The 15,537-nt window shown below is 65.3% G+C and carries 16 protein-coding genes; 12 read left to right on the top strand and 4 right to left on the bottom strand.

Features of this window, described 5'->3' with window-relative positions; translation table 11 throughout:
• From NH8B_RS16445 to NH8B_RS16430, 4 genes are all read left to right on the top strand, one after another.
• The gene (locus tag NH8B_RS16445) at positions 1 to 624 is read left to right on the top strand and encodes a LysE family translocator (protein WP_014088260.1); all 624 of its coding nucleotides are present in this window, start codon (positions 1 to 3) and stop codon (positions 622 to 624) included.
• A 102-nt stretch (positions 625 to 726) separates the two neighbouring features.
• The gene (locus tag NH8B_RS16440; RefSeq protein WP_014088259.1) at positions 727 to 1,305 is read left to right on the top strand and encodes a ubiquinone biosynthesis accessory factor UbiJ; all 579 of its coding nucleotides are present in this window, start codon (positions 727 to 729) and stop codon (positions 1,303 to 1,305) included.
• Between the two features lie 15 nt (positions 1,306 to 1,320).
• Positions 1,321 to 2,847 (top strand): ubiquinone biosynthesis regulatory protein kinase UbiB, encoded by a 1,527-nt coding sequence (ubiB, locus tag NH8B_RS16435; protein ID WP_014088258.1) that lies wholly within the window; start codon positions 1,321 to 1,323, stop codon positions 2,845 to 2,847.
• Between the two features lie 160 nt (positions 2,848 to 3,007).
• Positions 3,008 to 3,388, top strand: a complete 381-nt coding sequence (locus tag NH8B_RS16430; protein ID WP_008954863.1) for a carboxymuconolactone decarboxylase family protein — start codon at positions 3,008 to 3,010, stop codon at positions 3,386 to 3,388.
• Between the two features lie 91 nt (positions 3,389 to 3,479).
• On the opposite strand, the gene NH8B_RS16425 is transcribed toward NH8B_RS16430, so the two are convergent.
• The gene (locus tag NH8B_RS16425; RefSeq protein ID WP_014088257.1) at positions 3,480 to 3,845 is read right to left on the bottom strand and encodes an Mth938-like domain-containing protein; all 366 of its coding nucleotides are present in this window, start codon (positions 3,843 to 3,845) and stop codon (positions 3,480 to 3,482) included.
• Positions 3,846 to 4,062: 217 nt separating this feature from the next.
• On the opposite strand from NH8B_RS16425, the gene NH8B_RS16420 reads away from it, so the two are divergent.
• From NH8B_RS16420 to NH8B_RS16385, 8 genes are all read left to right on the top strand, one after another.
• Positions 4,063 to 5,292, top strand: a complete 1,230-nt coding sequence (locus NH8B_RS16420; RefSeq protein WP_041703075.1) for a pyridoxal phosphate-dependent aminotransferase — start codon at positions 4,063 to 4,065, stop codon at positions 5,290 to 5,292.
• 195 nt (positions 5,293 to 5,487) lie between these two features.
• Positions 5,488 to 6,798 (top strand): homoserine dehydrogenase, encoded by a 1,311-nt coding sequence (locus NH8B_RS16415; protein ID WP_008954866.1) that lies wholly within the window; start codon positions 5,488 to 5,490, stop codon positions 6,796 to 6,798.
• Positions 6,799 to 6,809: 11 nt separating this feature from the next.
• Entirely contained in the window at positions 6,810 to 8,216 is a 1,407-nt protein-coding gene (gene thrC, locus NH8B_RS16410) for a threonine synthase (protein WP_014088255.1), read from the top strand.
• Between the two features lie 120 nt (positions 8,217 to 8,336).
• Positions 8,337 to 9,023: a flagellar basal body P-ring formation chaperone FlgA gene (gene flgA / locus NH8B_RS16405; RefSeq protein WP_014088254.1), complete on the top strand. Its 687-nt coding sequence runs from the start codon at positions 8,337 to 8,339 to the stop codon at positions 9,021 to 9,023.
• Between the two features lie 84 nt (positions 9,024 to 9,107).
• Complete coding sequence (flgM, locus tag NH8B_RS16400) at positions 9,108 to 9,401, top strand: flagellar biosynthesis anti-sigma factor FlgM (RefSeq protein WP_008954869.1); 294 nt, start codon at positions 9,108 to 9,110, stop codon at positions 9,399 to 9,401.
• A gap of 26 nt (positions 9,402 to 9,427) precedes the next feature.
• Positions 9,428 to 9,892, top strand: a complete 465-nt coding sequence (locus tag NH8B_RS16395; RefSeq protein WP_014088253.1) for a flagella synthesis protein FlgN — start codon at positions 9,428 to 9,430, stop codon at positions 9,890 to 9,892.
• Between the two features lie 75 nt (positions 9,893 to 9,967).
• Positions 9,968 to 10,888 (top strand): CobD/CbiB family protein, encoded by a 921-nt coding sequence (locus NH8B_RS16390; RefSeq protein ID WP_008954871.1) that lies wholly within the window; start codon positions 9,968 to 9,970, stop codon positions 10,886 to 10,888.
• 123 nt (positions 10,889 to 11,011) lie between these two features.
• Positions 11,012 to 12,379, top strand: a complete 1,368-nt coding sequence (locus NH8B_RS16385; protein WP_014088252.1) for a DEAD/DEAH box helicase — start codon at positions 11,012 to 11,014, stop codon at positions 12,377 to 12,379.
• A 116-nt stretch (positions 12,380 to 12,495) separates the two neighbouring features.
• Here NH8B_RS16385 and NH8B_RS16380 read toward each other — a convergent pair whose 3' ends face one another.
• Genes NH8B_RS16380 through NH8B_RS16370 form a run of 3 tightly spaced genes read right to left on the bottom strand, consistent with a single transcriptional unit; the run spans position 12,496 to position 15,196 of the window.
• Positions 12,496 to 13,065 carry a LutC/YkgG family protein gene (locus NH8B_RS16380; RefSeq protein WP_014088251.1) on the bottom strand — a complete coding sequence of 190 codons (570 nt, stop codon included), beginning with the start codon at positions 13,063 to 13,065 and terminating at the stop codon, positions 12,496 to 12,498.
• A complete protein-coding gene (locus NH8B_RS16375; RefSeq protein ID WP_014088250.1) occupies positions 13,062 to 14,444 on the bottom strand; it encodes a lactate utilization protein B in 1,383 nt (460 codons plus the stop codon). Before NH8B_RS16375 ends, NH8B_RS16380 begins: the two co-directional genes overlap by 4 nt.
• Positions 14,441 to 15,196 carry a (Fe-S)-binding protein gene (locus NH8B_RS16370; protein WP_014088249.1) on the bottom strand — a complete coding sequence of 252 codons (756 nt, stop codon included), beginning with the start codon at positions 15,194 to 15,196 and terminating at the stop codon, positions 14,441 to 14,443. Before NH8B_RS16370 ends, NH8B_RS16375 begins: the two co-directional genes overlap by 4 nt.
• Positions 15,197 to 15,537 lie beyond the last annotated feature (341 nt).

The following is a 15,537-nucleotide window of genomic DNA, read 5'->3' as shown; positions in this document are numbered from 1 at the left end:
ATGGACGGCATTACCAACCTGTGGGCGTTCGTTGCAGCCGGTTTTCTGCTCAACGTCACGCCGGGGCCGGACACCTTCTACATCCTCGGGCGCAGTACCGCGCAGGGCTGGGCGGCCGGGCTGCTGTCGGCGTTGGGCATCGGCCTGGGGAGCGTGGGTCACACGCTGCTGGCGGCGTTCGGGCTGTCGGCGATCCTGGCGACCTCGGCCACGGCCTTCCTGCTGGTGAAACTGCTGGGGGCGGCGTACCTGATGTGGCTGGGGCTGAAGATGCTGAAGAGCGGCGGCGGTGTCGCCGCGCTGCCGGCGCCCGCCGCGGCCGACGGCTGGCGCGTGCTGCGCGAGGCCTGCCTGACCAACTTGTTCAACCCCAAGGTGGCGCTGTTCTTCCTCGCCTTCCTGCCGCAGTTCGTCAAGCCGGGCGCCGGTGCCATGTCGTTCGTGATCCTGGGCCTCGCCTTCGTCGCCACCGGGCTGGTGTGGTGCTGCGGCCTGGCACTGCTGGCGGCGCGCCTGGGGGCGTGGCTGCGGCGCAGTGGCGTGTCGCGCTGGCTCGACCGGGTCTGTGGCGGGTTGTTCATGGCGCTGGGGGTGAACCTGTTGTTTGCCCGGCTGAAAGCCTGAGTCCGGCCGGGAGCCCCAGCGTCGTCCGGCGATGTCGCGGGGCTGTCGTGTCCAAGCGCCGGAGCCTGGCCGGCGTCGCGGTGTAAATACAAGGATAGTGAGATGAAGCTCCAGATTGCCGCCTTCAACCATGTGTTGAACCAGCACCCGGCGGTGCGCGACGAACTCGCCCGCTTTTCCGGCCGGCGCGTGGCCATTCAGCTGCCGCCGCTGGTGGTGAGCGGCGTGTTCACCGAGGACGGCTGGCTCGCCGCCTGCGAAGGCGAGCCGGAGGCGGTGATCCGTCTCAAGCACAGCGTGGCGCTGGCCACGCTCAGCGGTCGCCAGCCGGATCTGGCCGACGTCACGCTGGAGGGCGATACCGACCTCGCCACCGCGGTGGCGCGGCTCGTCGGCGGGCTCAAGTGGGATGCCGCCGAGGACCTGTCGCGCGTGGTCGGCGACGTCGCCGCCAGCCGCCTGGAAAAGCTGGCGCGCGGCGTGCTGGGCGTCAAGGGCGAGATCGCCTGGCGCCTGGCGGAAAACTGGATCGAGCACCTGCGCGAGGAAGCGCCGCTGCTGGCCAAGAAACCTCAGGTCGATACCTTCGTCCACGCCGTCGACACCCTGCGCGACGACGCCGCGCGGCTGGAGAAGCGCCTGGCGGCGCTGGAAGCCGCCGTTAACCCCAAGAATTCATAAGGCTCCCTGCCGATCATGCGGATTTCGCGTTTCATCAAGATCGTTTCCACCTTCTACCGTTACGGCCTCGACGACTTCTTCGAGGGCCATTCCCGGCTCGGTTTCGTCCATACCCTGTTCCGCTTCTGCCCGCTGCGGCGCGACACCTCGGCACCGCTGCCGCAACGCGTGCGCGAGGCGCTGGAGAGCCTGGGGCCGATCTTCGTCAAGTTCGGCCAGGTGCTGTCCACCCGGCGCGACCTGTTGCCGCCGGACTACGCCGACGAGCTGGCGCGATTGCAGGACAAGGTGCCACCGTTCGACGGTGCATTGGCGCGCAAGGTCATCGAGCAGAGCTTCGGCCGCACAGTCGACAGCCTGTACGCCGACTTCAACGACGTGCCGGTGGCGAGCGCCTCGGTGGCGCAGGTGCACAAGGCCTGGCTGAAGCTACCGGATGGCAGCAAGGGCAGGGAAGTGGCGGTCAAGGTGCTGCGCCCCGGCATCCAGCCGGTGATCGAGCAGGACCTGGCGCTGATGCGCACGCTGGCGGGCTGGGTCGAGCGTTTCTTCGTCGACGGCAAGCGTCTCAAGCCGCGCGAGGTGGTGGGCGAGTTCGACAAGTACCTGCACGACGAGCTCGACATGATGCACGAGGCCGCCAACGCCTCGCAGCTGCGGCGCAACTTCACCGGCTCCGACCAGCTGATCGTGCCCGAGGTGTTCTACGACTACACCACGCGCGAGGTGCTGACGCTGGAGTGGATGCACGGCACGCCGATCTCGCAGATCGAGCGGCTGCGCGAGCAGGGCATCGATCTGAAGAAATTGAGCCGCTTCGGCGTCGAGATCTTCTTCACCCAGGTGTTCCGCCACGGCTTCTTCCACGCCGATATGCATCCAGGCAACATCTTCGTGGCGCCGGACGGGCGCTACATCGCGCTCGATTTCGGCATCGTCGGCTCGCTCACCGACGTCGACAAGCACTACCTGGCGGTCAACTTCCTCGCCTTCTTCAACCGCGACTACCACCGTGTCGCCACCGCCCACATCGAGTCGGGCTGGGTGCCGAAAGACACCCGCGCCGAGGAACTGGAAGCGGCAGTGCGCACCGTGTGCGAACCGATCTTCGAGAAGCCGCTGTCCGAGATTTCGTTCGGTCTGGTGCTGCTGCGCCTGTTCGAGACCAGCCGCCGCTTCAACGTCGAGATCCAGCCGCAGCTGGTGCTGCTGCAGAAGACGCTGCTCAACATCGAAGGGCTGGGGCGCCAGCTCGACCCTCACCTCGACCTGTGGGATACCGCCAAGCCCTTCCTGACCAAATGGATGAACGAGCAGATCGGCTGGCGCGGCCTGATCAAGACGCTGCGCCACGAGGCGCCGCAGTGGGCCACCACGCTGCCGACGCTGCCGCGCCGCCTCAACGAGGCGCTCTCGGCCAGCCGCGGCGAACTGCTGATCGAGGGGTACATGCACCTGATGCGCGAGCAGAAAAAGCAGAATTTCCGGCTGTCGCTGATCGCGCTACTGCTGGGGGCGCTGTTGCTGCGCAATTTTCTGTGAGCCTGATGCCTTCAAGGTGGGGAATCGATTCTTGATGGCCTAACCCTGTTTGAACGGTCCTTCTGCTGCCTGCCGTTGGGAGGTTGGCCGAAGGACTTGTTTTTCGCCACTCGTTTAAGTAAATTATATAATGTAATTTACTTAAACGAGTGGGTGGATCATGAGTCACAATTACCAGGAACTGGCTTCGGCCATCGGCAGCAAGGTGGCGGAACTGCGCCGCGAAATCCCGGAAACCATGAAGGGCTTCGGCCAGATGAGTCGCGCCGCGCATAACGATGGCGCGCTGTCCAACAAGAACAAGGAACTGATCGCGCTGGCGATCGGCATCGCCAGCCGCTGCCAGGGCTGCCTGGCTTTTCACGCCAAGGCACTGGTCGAGCTGGGCTGCAGCCGTGGCGAGTTTCTGGAAATGCTGCAGGTGGCGGTGTACATGGGAGGGGGACCGTCGCTGATGACGGCGGCCGAGGCGCTGATGGCCTACGAGTCGTTCGGCGGGCAACGCGCCGTGCAGCCGGAGCGGGAGGCTGCCGTGCTGTGACCGTGCCGGCCACCGCCGGATGACCCCATGGCAAACGTCGCTCCTTTAGACGGGGAGCGGCGTTTTGCCGTGTTGCGGAGCGGGGTGTGCGTCAGCTGAACAGCGCGACGATCACGCGGCGGTCTTCCGCCAGCAGAATGTTGTAGGTGCGGCAGGCGGCCTGGGTGTCCATTACCTCGACCCCGATGCCGGCGTTGGTCAGGACCGCGGTCAGGCGCGGGTGGGGGAAGCGCAGGCGCGCGCCGCTGCCGAACAACACCACTTCCGGCGTGAGGTCGAGCAGCAGGGCAAAATGCTCGCTCGCCAGTTCCTCGAAGCTGGCCGGCGCCCACGGCAGCACCTCGTCCGGGGTGACGACGAGGTTGCCGTCGTGGCGGATCTGGTTGATCAGGACATGGCCTTCGCCGTAGCCGGTGAACAGGTTGCGGCCTTGGCCGCTGGCTTGATGCAGTTTCATGGAGAGCTTCCTGGGCGGGGTTTTGCTGCTAGTGCAGTGCACCACGTATTGGGATAGGATTATACCTTGACCCGCCGCCAAGGACGACCGCCGGTATCGCGCCGGTGCCGTCGTGTTTGCCGCACCCAGGGGATGAATCTTGAACGAACACTCACCGCGTCGCCGCAAACGGGCCAAGGGTTCCGGCGGGCGGAATGCCACGGTAAACGACACTGCCATGCAGCCTGTACACAAATCACAAAAACTCGCCAACGTCTGTTACGACATCCGCGGACCGGTCCTCGAGCACGCCAAGAAGATGGAAGACGAAGGCCACCGCATCATCAAGCTCAACATCGGCAACCCGGCCCCGTTCGGCTTCTTCGCTCCGGACGAGATCATCGAGGATGTGATCGCCAACCTGCCGGACGCCTCGGGCTATTCCGACTCCAAGGGCCTGTTCGCCGCGCGCAAGGCGATCATGCACTACGCCCAGCAGAAGCAGCTGCCGAACGTGGCGATGGAAGACATCTACATCGGCAACGGCGCATCCGAGCTGATCGTGATGGTGATGCAGGCGCTGCTCGACACCGGTGACGAAGTGCTGGTGCCGGCGCCCGACTACCCGCTGTGGACCGCCGCGGTCAGCCTGGCCGGCGGCAAGGCGGTGCATTACGTGTGCGACGAGCAAGCCGGCTGGTTCCCCGACATCGAGGACATCCGCGCCAAGATCAACGCCAACACCCGCGCCATCGTCGTCATCAACCCCAACAACCCGACCGGCGCGGTCTACCCGCCCGAGCTGTTGGCCGAAATTGTCGAGCTGGCGCGCCAGCACCAGCTGATCATCTACGCCGACGAAATCTACGACAAGGTGCTGTACGACGAGGTACAGCACACCTCGATCGCCAGCCTGGCGCCGGACGTGCTGTGCGTCACGCTCAACGGCCTGTCCAAGAACTACCGCGCCTGCGGCTACCGTGCCGGCTGGATGGTGCTGTCGGGCGAGAAGAAGCACGCCCGCGATTACATCGAAGGCCTCAACATGCTGGCTTCGATGCGCTTGTGCGCCAACGTGCCGGCGCAGTTCGCCATCCAGACCGCGCTGGGCGGCTACCAGAGCATCAACGACCTGGTGGCCACGGGCGGGCGGCTGGCGCGCCAGCGCGATCTGGCGCACGAACTGCTGACCGCCATCCCCGGCGTCAGCTGCGTCAAGCCGCAGGGGGCGCTCTACCTGTTCCCGCGCCTCGACCCCAAGATCTACCCGATCAGCGACGACCAGCAGTTCATCCTCGAACTGTTGCAGGAAGAAAAGGTGCTGCTGGTGCAGGGCTCCGGGTTCAACTGGATCGCCCCGGACCATTTCCGCGTGGTGTTCCTGCCTAACAGCGACGACCTGATCGAGGCCATCGGCCGCATCGCCCGCTTCCTCGAAAACTACCGCAAGCGTCACGGTACCGACTAGGCTCAAGTTTTAGCGTTACAACGGCCACGATCGTGGCACAATGGATTACGTAGTACGGCAGTAAAGCAGGGGGCCGGCAGGCTCCCTTTTTTTATCGGCGCAGGACCCAGCGGCAAGCGCGTTATGCCCTTGCCGGTAGGCCTTGAGCCGGGGACACATAAAAAAATCTGACACCATTCAATATCAGGAGATGCCATGCAGCCGATCAACATTGGTCTGATGGGAGTAGGGACAGTCGGTGGCGGTACCGCCACCGTACTCAAACGCAACGCCGAGGAGATCAGCCGCCGCGCCGGTCGCGAAATCCGCCTGTTCATGGCGGCCAACCGCGAGCTGGAACGCGCGCGTGAAGTGGTCGGTCCGGACGTGCCGGTGGTCGACGACGCCATGCAGATCGTCAACCACCCCGACGTCGATATCGTGGTCGAGCTGATCGGCGGCGACACCATCGCCAAGGAGCTGGTGCTCAAGGCCATCGAGAACGGCAAGCACGTAGTCACCGCCAACAAGAAACTGCTGGCCGTGCACGGCAACGAAATCTTCGCCCGCGCCCAGGAGAAGGGCGTGATGGTGGCGTTTGAAGCCGCCGTGGCCGGCGGCATCCCGATCATCAAGGCGCTGCGCGAAGGTCTTTCGGCCAACCGCATCGAGTGGATCGCCGGCATCATCAACGGCACCTCCAACTTCATCCTGACCGAAATGCGCGACAAGGGCTCGAGCTTCGCCGACGTGCTGGCCGAGGCACAGCGCCTGGGCTACGCCGAAGCCGACCCGACCTTCGACATCGAAGGCCACGACGCCGGTCACAAGCTCACCATCATGGCATCGATCGCCTTCGGCATCCCGATGCAGTTCGACAAGTGCTATCTGGAAGGCATCAGCCAGCTCGACGGCCGCGACATCAAGTACGCCGAGGAGCTGGGCTACCGCGTCAAGCTGCTGGGCCTGACCCGCCGCACCGATGCCGGCATCGAGCTGCGCGTACACCCGACGCTGATCCCGGAAGACCGCCTGATCGCCAACGTCAACGGTGTGATGAACGCGGTGATGGCCAAGGGCGACGCCATCGGCCCGACCCTGTACTACGGCGCCGGTGCCGGTGCGCTGCCGACCGCGTCAGCCGTGGTGGCCGACATCGTCGACGTGGCCCGTCTGCTGACCGCCGATCCCGAGCACCGCGTGCCGCATCTGGCGTTCCAGCCGGACCGCCTGCAGGACACCCCGATCCTGCCGATCGACGAGATTCACAGCTCCTACTACCTGCGCATCGCCGCGGCCGACCGTACCGGCGTACTGGCCGAGATCACCCGCCTCCTGGCCGACAACGGCATCTCGATCGAGGCACTGATCCAGAAGGGCGCGGATGCCGACGGCTCCGCCGAAGTGGTGATCCTGACTCACCGCGTGCAGGAGAAACAGGTCAACCGTGCCATCGCCTCCATCGAGGCGCTGGATAGCGTGGCAGGCAAGGTGGTGCGCCTGCGCATGGAAGAACTCAACGGCTGAACGGAACCCTTATGCATTACATCAGCACCCGCGGCGGCATGCAGCCGCTGGAATTCTCCGACACCATCCTGATGGGCCTGGCCCCGGATGGCGGTCTCGCGCTGCCGGAGCATTACCCGCAGATCGGCCGTGAACAGCTCGATGCCTGGCGCGGCCTCTCCTACGCCGAGCTGGCGTTCGAGGTGATCCGCCTGTTCGCCACCGATATCCCCGAGGCCGACCTCAAGGATATGCTCGACCGCACCTACACCGCCGACGTGTATGGCTCGGCCGAGATCACCCCGATCAAGCGCCTCAAGGACGGCCTGGTCATCCTGGAACTGTCCAACGGCCCGACGCTGGCGTTCAAGGACATGGCCATGCAGTTCCTCGGTAACCTGTTCGAGTACGTGCTGGCCAGGAAGGGCGAAGAGCTCAACATCGTCGGCGCCACCTCCGGGGACACCGGCTCGGCGGCCGAATACGCGATGCGCGGCAAGGCCGGCATCAACGTCTTCATGCTGAGCCCGGACGGCTTGATGAGCCCGTTCCAGCGCGCGCAGATGTACAGCCTGCCGGACGTCAACATCCACAACATCGCCATCCGCGGCATGTTCGACGATTGCCAGGACATCGTGAAGGCGGTGCAGAACGACCACGCCTTCAAGGCGCGTCACAAGGTCGGCACGGTCAACTCGATCAACTGGGCGCGCGTGGTGGCGCAGGTGGTGTACTACTTCAAGGGCTACTTCAACGCCACCGCCAGCAACGACGAGCAGGTCAGCTTCTGCGTGCCGTCCGGCAACTTCGGCAACGTCTGCGCCGGCCACATCGCCCGCCAGATGGGCCTGCCGATCGAGCGCCTGATCGTCGCCACCAACGAGAACGACGTGCTCGACGAGTTCTTCCGCACCGGCATCTACCGTCCGCGCGGCACCGCCAATACCTGGGTCACCTCCAGCCCGTCGATGGACATCTCCAAGGCGTCCAACTTCGAGCGCTTCGTGTTCGACCTGGTCGGCCGCGACGCGGCCAAGGTGCGCGAGCTGTGGGCCAAGGTGGATTCGGGCGAGGGCTTCGACCTGTCGTCCGAGCTGGCGGCGGTGCGCGAGCGTTTCGGTTTTGTCTCCGGCAAGAGCACCCATGCCGACCGCCTGGCAACGATCCGCCTGGTCGATCGTGAAGACGGCGTGGTGGTGGATACCCACACCGCCGACGGCATCAAGGTGGCGCGCGACGTGCGCCGGCCGGGCGAGACCGTGGTCTGCCTGGAAACCGCCCTGCCGGCCAAGTTTGCCGACACCATCCGCGAGGCGCTGGACCGTGATCCGCCGCGCCCGGCCGGTTTCGACGGCATCGAGAACCTGCCGCAGCGTGTCACCGTGTTCGACGCCGACGCCGCCGCGGTGAAAGGCTTCATCGAAGCCGCACTGGCCTGAGCCAGCACGACTCGAGGAAACAAACAAGGCCCCGCGAGGGGCCTTGTTTGTTTCCGAGGCGGCGCTTGCCGTCTGCCGAGGCGCCCTCCACCCGGCGATTTCTCGGGTAGAATGAGGCACATGCAAAAACGCCTTATCGCCTTGTCGCTCCTGCTGGGCCTCCTGCTCCACCCGCTCGAGCTCTTGGCCGCCACGCAGAATCTGGCGGCACTGGAGCAGGCTGCGCGCCGCTTCGTCGAGCAGGAGCTGCGCTTTCGGCCGGCGACCTTCACGCTCGGCCGGCTCGATCCGCGTCTGGCGTTGCCCGCCTGCGAGCAGCCCCAGGTGAGTTGGTCGGCAGGGGCCGTGCCCAGTGGCAACTCCTCGCTCGACCTGTCCTGCCCGGCGGCAGGCTGGTCGTTGCGGCTGCCGGTGACGATTGCCGAAAAGAGAATGGGCGTGGTGGCGACCCGTCCGCTCAAGGCCGGAGAGCTGCTGGCCCCGGACGACGTCAGGCTGGCGGAAATGACCTCGCCGGCGCTCAGCCGCAACGTGCTCAACCGGCTCGACCAGGCGATCGGCCAGAGCATGAGGAGCAGCGTGCCGGCCGGTGCCTGGCTGCGCAGTTTCATGCTGCAGCAGCCGGACGTGATCCGGACCAACCAGCGCGTGAAGGTGCTGGCGCAGGGGGACGGTTTTGTCGCGACCGCCGAAGGCACGGCGCGAGGCAATGCCGCTGTCGGCGAGTCGGTGCGGGTGAGGATGGCCAGTGGCCGCGAGGTCAGCGGCGTGGCCCAGGCCGACGGCAGCGTGCTGGTGTCGTACTGAGCAAAAATAAAATCCTCAAGATTGTGTTGTTCCAGTCGATAATAAGTACAAATCCCCAAACTCTCTCGTGGAAGGACGTTAGCCATGAAAATCGACAACACGAGCAAGGCCCTTGGAGCGTACGGCGCCCAGAGCAAGCCCGTGCGACGGGAGAGCACCCCCAGCACCTCGGACAGCGCTTCCGCTTCGGCGTCCGATAACGTCGCCATCAACCCCAAGATCGGAGCCGTCGAGCGCGAGGTGGCCAACGCCCCGGCTTTCGATGCCGCCAAGGTCGACGCCATCAAGCAGGCCATCGCCTCCGGCTCGTTCCAGATCAACCCGGACAAGATCGCCGACCAGCTCATCGCCTCGGCGCAGGACCTGCTGTCCCGTTGAGCCCCGCCAACCTTTCCGACTGAACCATGCCGCAAGCCGAAACCTTTACCGCCTTGTGCCAGGAGGAAACCACCCAGCTCAAGGCGTTGGCGGAACTGATGCAACGCGAGCAGGCGGTGCTGGTGCGCAACGAGGTGGCCGCGCTCGAGCCCCTGGCCGAGGAGAAGGGGCGTCTGCTGGAGCGGCTGGCCGAGTCGTCTCGGCGGCGTGCCGCACTGATGCAGTCGCTCGACCTGGTCGATGCCGAACGGGTGCACGCCTGGCTTGCCGACAAGAATGCGGCCCTCCGCGCCTGGGCCGAGCTCGACGCGGCCCTCAAGCAGGTGCAGGCGATCAACCGCCTCAACGGCGAGCTGGTACAGCGCCATCTCGCCCTGACCGAGGAAACGCTTGAGGTTCTGCGCCAAGCCGCTATCTCCACGCTCGGCTACGGCAAGGACGGAGCCCCGCCCACCCTGTCCGGCGGCGGCCGTCATCTCGGCTCGGCCTGAGCGGGTCGGGTGGGCGCGACGATGCCTTTGTGGTATCGTGCGTCTGGGCCAGAGACCACCTCAAGACCATAAGCCATGACCCTGCTATCCCTGATCTTCGCACTCGCACTCGAGCAACTTCGCCCGCTGGGTAACCGCAACCGGGTCTGGCTGCTGTTCACCCGCTACGCCAATCACTTGGAGCGCAACCTGAACGCTGGCTACAACCGGCATGGCGTGATGGCCTGGCTGGCGGCGATGCTGCCGCCGTTGCTGATCGCCCTCGGCGGCTACTACCTGCTGGCGGCGGTGAGCCCGGTATTGGGGCTGGCGTGGAACGTACTGGTGCTGTATCTCACCATGGGGTTCCGCCATTTCTCCAGTTCGTTCTCCGAGATTTCCGTGGCCTTGACGGAAGGGCGCGATTTCGACGCGCGCCAGACGCTGGCACACTGGACCGGCCAGCCGACGGCGGAACTGTCGGTCAACGAAATTTCCCGGCTGTCGATCGAGCAGGGCGTGGTGGACAGTTACCGCCATGTGTTCGGCACCATGTTCTGGTTCCTGATCCTGCCCGGTCCGGCGGGGGCCGTGCTGTATCGGCTGAGCTACATCCTGTCGCAGAAGTGGGGCGAACGCAGTTCGGGCGACGACCTGTTCGGCCGCTTCGCCGCGCGGGCCATGAGCTGGCTGGACTGGATTCCGGTGCGCCTGACGGCGATCAGCTTCGCCATCATGGGCGACTTCGAGGACGCGCTCTATTGCTGGCGCTCGCAGGCTCGTACCTGGGGCCACTACGCGCACGGTATCCTGCTCGCGTCGGCGGCCGGTGCGCTAGGCGTCAAGCTGGGTGACCCGGTACGGCAGGACTACACCATCAAGTTCCGTCCGGAGCTGGGGCTGGGCGAGGAGTCCGATCCCGACTACCTGAAGAGCGCGGTGGGGCTGGTGTGGCGCTCCGCCTTGCTCTGGCTGTTCGTGATCCTGTTGATCAGCGTTGCCGCCCAACTGAGCTGATCGACCGGCTGGCGCCGCCTTCGGGCGGCGTCGGCCTTTTTATTTGTTACTGAAACCAACATCCGTTTCGAGACAGCCGACCGCCGGCCGGCCGTCTCAGGCTTTACCGCAGGAGTATTGTTCATGTCATTTGCCGAGCTTGGGCTGTCGCCGGAGATTCTCCGCGCCATCGACGAGCAGGGTTATTCCGAACCCACGCCGATCCAGGCCAAAGCCATTCCGCTGGTGCTGTCCGGGCGCGATCTCCTTGCTGCTGCGCAGACCGGCACCGGCAAAACGGCGGCGTTCATGCTGCCGATCCTGGAACGCCTGAAGAAATTTGCCAGTACCAGCGCCTCGCCGGCGATGCACCCGGTGCGCGCGCTGATCCTGTCGCCGACCCGCGAGCTGGCCGACCAGATCGCGGTCAACGCCGCCGCTTATACCAAGTACCTGCCGCTGCGCTCCACCGTGGTGTTTGGCGGCATGAACATGGACCCGCAGACACAGGAGCTGCGTCGCGGCGTCGAGATACTGATCGCCACGCCGGGTCGTCTGCTCGACCACGTCGGCCAGAAGACGGTGCAGCTCAACAAGGTCGACGTGCTGGTGCTGGACGAAGCCGACCGCATGCTGGACATGGGCTTCATCAACGACATCCGCAAGATTCTCGGCATGCTGCCGCGCACGCGCCAGACCCTGCTGTTCTCCGCCACCTTCGCGCCGGAGATCAAGCGCCTGGCCGAGGAGTTCATGCACGACCCGCAGACCGTCGAAGTGGCACGGCAAAATTCAACCAACGCCCAGGTCGAGCAGCTGGTGTTCTCGGTGGACAGCCAGCGCAAGCGCTACCTGCTGTCGCACCTGATCCGCGAGCGCCAGATGGGCCAGGTCATCGTGTTCTGCAAGACCAAGCTGTCCGCCGACCAGCTGGCGCGCGATCTTAAGCGCGACGGCCATGCCGCCGAGGCGATCCACGGCGACAAGGCGCAAGGTGCCCGCCTGGAAACCCTGACCGCGTTCAAGAACGGCGAGGTCAAGGTGCTGGTGGCGACCGACGTGGCGGCGCGTGGTCTGGATATCTCCGAACTGCCCTACGTGGTCAACTTCGAGCTGCCCAACGCGCCGGAAGACTATGTGCACCGTATCGGCCGTACCGGCCGGGCCGGCGCCTCCGGCGTGGCCATCTCGCTGATGGGGCAGGACGAAGGCAAGCAGCTCGAGGCGATCGAGAAGCTGACGCGGCAGACGCTGAAGCCGCAGCCGGTGTCCGGCTTCTGGCCGTCGTGGCTGGAGCGTCCGGCCGACGAGATCGCGCCGCCGCCGCGCCGCTCGGCGGAGAACGGGCGCGGCAACAGCCGCAGTGCATCGCGCGCCCCGATGGCGGCCCCCGTGGTCGAGCCGCTGCGCAAGCCCATCGACAACGGCGAACCGCGCAAGGTGTTCAAGGTACGCGTTGGCAAGCGCCAGCGCGAGATTCCGGCGCTGCTGCTGCCGCCGCGCTACAAGTAAGATCGCTTGGAAAACCCCGCCGCTTTGGCGGGGTTTTTTGTTGCCGGAAAAAAAAGAGACCCCGCAAGCGGGGTCTGTCAGAGCAACACACCAAAAAAGGGAAAACGGTTGGCTTGTCAGCAGAAGATCACCAGCGCCGCCATGGCGCCGTGTGCGCCCATCACCAGGCTCTGCTCGATGTCGGCGGTACGCGACGAGCCGGAGATGAAGGCGCCGAAGCCATGCTCGCGGATGGCGATCTGACCGTAGGCGTCGCGCATGGTGTCGACCAGCTTGTCCTTGGGCACCACCATCACCAGCTTTTCCGTGAGGAAATACAGCGAGCGGAAGATGTTGTCGGGGTGGCTGATCCACACCGCGGCGTTTTCCGCCACGGCGAGTTCGCCGGGCACGATGGCGACGTCGACGTCGTGCCAGTCGTGCGGGGTGAAGACTTCCTCATGCGGCATCGTGGTCAGGTCGACGGTGCGCCCGGTCTTCGGCCAACGTTGCGCCACCGCGTCGGCCACGCTCTGGCCGTCGGCCAGCCAGATGGCCTCGCCGCCCAGGTTGCGGATCAGCCCGGCGAAGGCGGCGAATTTGTCGTCGAAGGTGACGAACTGCACGGCGTGGATGTCCGGCAGCACCGGCCCGCCGGGGCGGTTGCGGTGGATCTTGGCCAAGATGGCGTCGCGGCTGCTGCTCATTGCTTGTCCTCCTGGCGGCGGCGGTAGAGTTCCTTGAAGCTGTGTTCCGGCATCTCGGGCAGCTCGCGTCCCGGCCGGCTCCACGCCGTGCCGTCCTTGATGAATGCCGGTAGGATCGGCACCACCTTGCGCATCGCCTTGCCGCCGGCGTCCATCAAGGCCGGATGCTGGGTCAGGAAGCGCATCGCCAGCAACCCCATCTTCTTGGCCGGCTTCAAGGCACCAGCGTCGAAGGCGCGCTTGCGCTGCAGGATGAGCTGTTCGTGCAGGTTGATCTTGACCGGGCAGACGTTGGAGCAGGAGCCGCAGGTGGTGCAGGCGAAGGCCATGCTGCCGTGCTTCTTGATGTCGCGGCTCGGGCCCAGCGTCGAGCCGATCGGCCCCGGTATGACGTAGCTGTAGCTGTGGCCGGAGCTGCGCCGGTACACCGGGCAGGTATTCATGCAGGCGCCGCAGCGGATGCAGCGCAAGCTGGCGTAGAAGTCCGGGTTGCCGAGGATGTCGCTGCGGCCGTTGTCGACGATGACGATGTGCATCTCGCCGCCCGGCCGCGCGCGGTGGAAGTGCGAGGTGTAGGTGGTCACCGGCGAACCGATCGCCGAGCGTGCCAACAACCGGGTGAACACGCCCAGGTGCTCCAGCTTGGGGATGATCTTCTCGATGCCCATCGAGGCGATGTGCAGGGGCGGCAGCGCGGTGCCGAGGTCGGCGTTGCCCTCGTTGGTGCACACCACCACGCCGCCGGTCTCGGCGACGGCGAAGTTGACCCCGGTCAGCCCGGCGTCGGCCGTCAGGAAGTGCTGGCGCAGGTTGGCGCGCGCGGCATGGGTCAAATAGGTCGGGTCGTTGTTGCCGGCCTCGGTGCCCAGTTCTTCATGAAACAGCTCGGAAATCTGCTCTTTCTTCAGGTGGATCGCCGGCATTACGATGTGGCTGGGCGGTTCGTGCCGCAGTTGCACGATGCGCTCGCCCAGGTCGGTGTCGATCACCTCGATGCCGCGCTCCTCCAGGTAGGGGTTGAGCCCGCATTCCTCGGTCAGCATCGACTTCGACTTCACCAGCTTCTTCACCTGGCGTGCGGCCAGGAGCTGGTGCACGATGCGGTTGTGCTCGGCGGCGTCGGCGGCGAAGTGCACGGTGACGCCGTTGCGGCGCGCGTTCTCCTCGAACTGGACCAGGTAGTCGTCGAGTTTGGACAGCGTGTGCGCCTTGATCTGTTCGGCCAACTTGCGCAGCTCTTCCCACTCTGGCAGCTGTTTGGCCTGGACGTCGCGCTTCTGGCGCACAAACCAGATCGCCTGGTCGTGCCAACTGGCGCGGGCGCGGTCGGCGAGGAACTCGCGTGCGGCGTCCGGGTGATGAATGTTGTCGGCCTTCATGCGGCACCTCCGCGACCAGTGAGGATTTCCACCACGTGCAGCGGGCGGATGGTGCGCCCGTTGTGACGAATGATGCCGCCCATGTGCATCAGGCAGGACGGGTCGGCGCCGACGATGTACTCGGCCCCGGTGGCCTCGTGCTGGGCCACGCGGTCGCGCCCCATCGCCACCGAGACGTCGGCCTCGTCCACGCTGAAGGTGCCGCCGAAACCGCAGCACTCGTCGCGTCGTTCCGGCAGGCCGATCTCGATGCCGTCCACCAGTTGCAGGATGCGCTCCAGGCGCGACTGGTAGGGGATCATCAGCTCGCTCGGGCTGGCGTGGTGCAGCTCGCGCAGGCCGTGGCAGCTCTGGTGGATCGACACCTTGTGCGGGAAGTGCACCGGCTTGGGCAGTTTCTCCACCTTCAGCACGTCCTGCAGGAATTCGATGATCTCGAAGACCCGTGGCTGCAGGTGCTGGAAGTCGGCGTTGTCGGCGATGTACCAGGGGTAGTGGTGGGTCACGTGCGAGACGCAGCTGCCGGAGGGCGCCACCACGTAGTCGAAGTCCTTGAACACGCCGGTGAAGCGCAGGGCGGCCTCGCAGGCGCCGCTGCTGTCGCCGTTATTGGCCAGTGGCTGACCGCAACAGGACTGTTCCATGGGGTAGGTCACGTCTACGCCGTAGCCTTCCAGCAGTTCCAGCGTGGCCATGGCGACGTGGGGATACAGTTCGTTGACGAAGCAGGGAATGAACAAGCCGACTTTCATGGGGACCTTCCGAATTGTTTTCCGCGGCGGGCAGGGGTGTCATGCTGCATTAAAGCCCCGCGGCAGGGCTTTGCCAATGCGGAGTAACCCTTGGCACGGAAAAAGCCGTTGCGGCGAGCCCGGCAAGCAAATACCCGCCGCATGCCATTGATTGGCTGAAAGTGGCGATTTTCTGGGTTTTATTGGTCAAATTGTACATGGCCCGAGCGCCCGTCCCGGCTCGGTTTGCTGCGTTGCGGGGGGCGTTCTGGATATCGCCCGAAAACATCCTTGCAATTCGCCCCAAGATATGGTCAGAATCGGGGTTCGAATTTTTAATCTCCCATATATTAAGAGCAAGC

It is taken from the genome of Pseudogulbenkiania sp. NH8B, assembly GCF_000283535.1.
Classification (GTDB): Bacteria; Pseudomonadota; Gammaproteobacteria; order Burkholderiales; family Chromobacteriaceae; genus Pseudogulbenkiania; species Pseudogulbenkiania ferrooxidans.
This window is presented reverse-complemented; position numbering and strand designations above follow the sequence as displayed.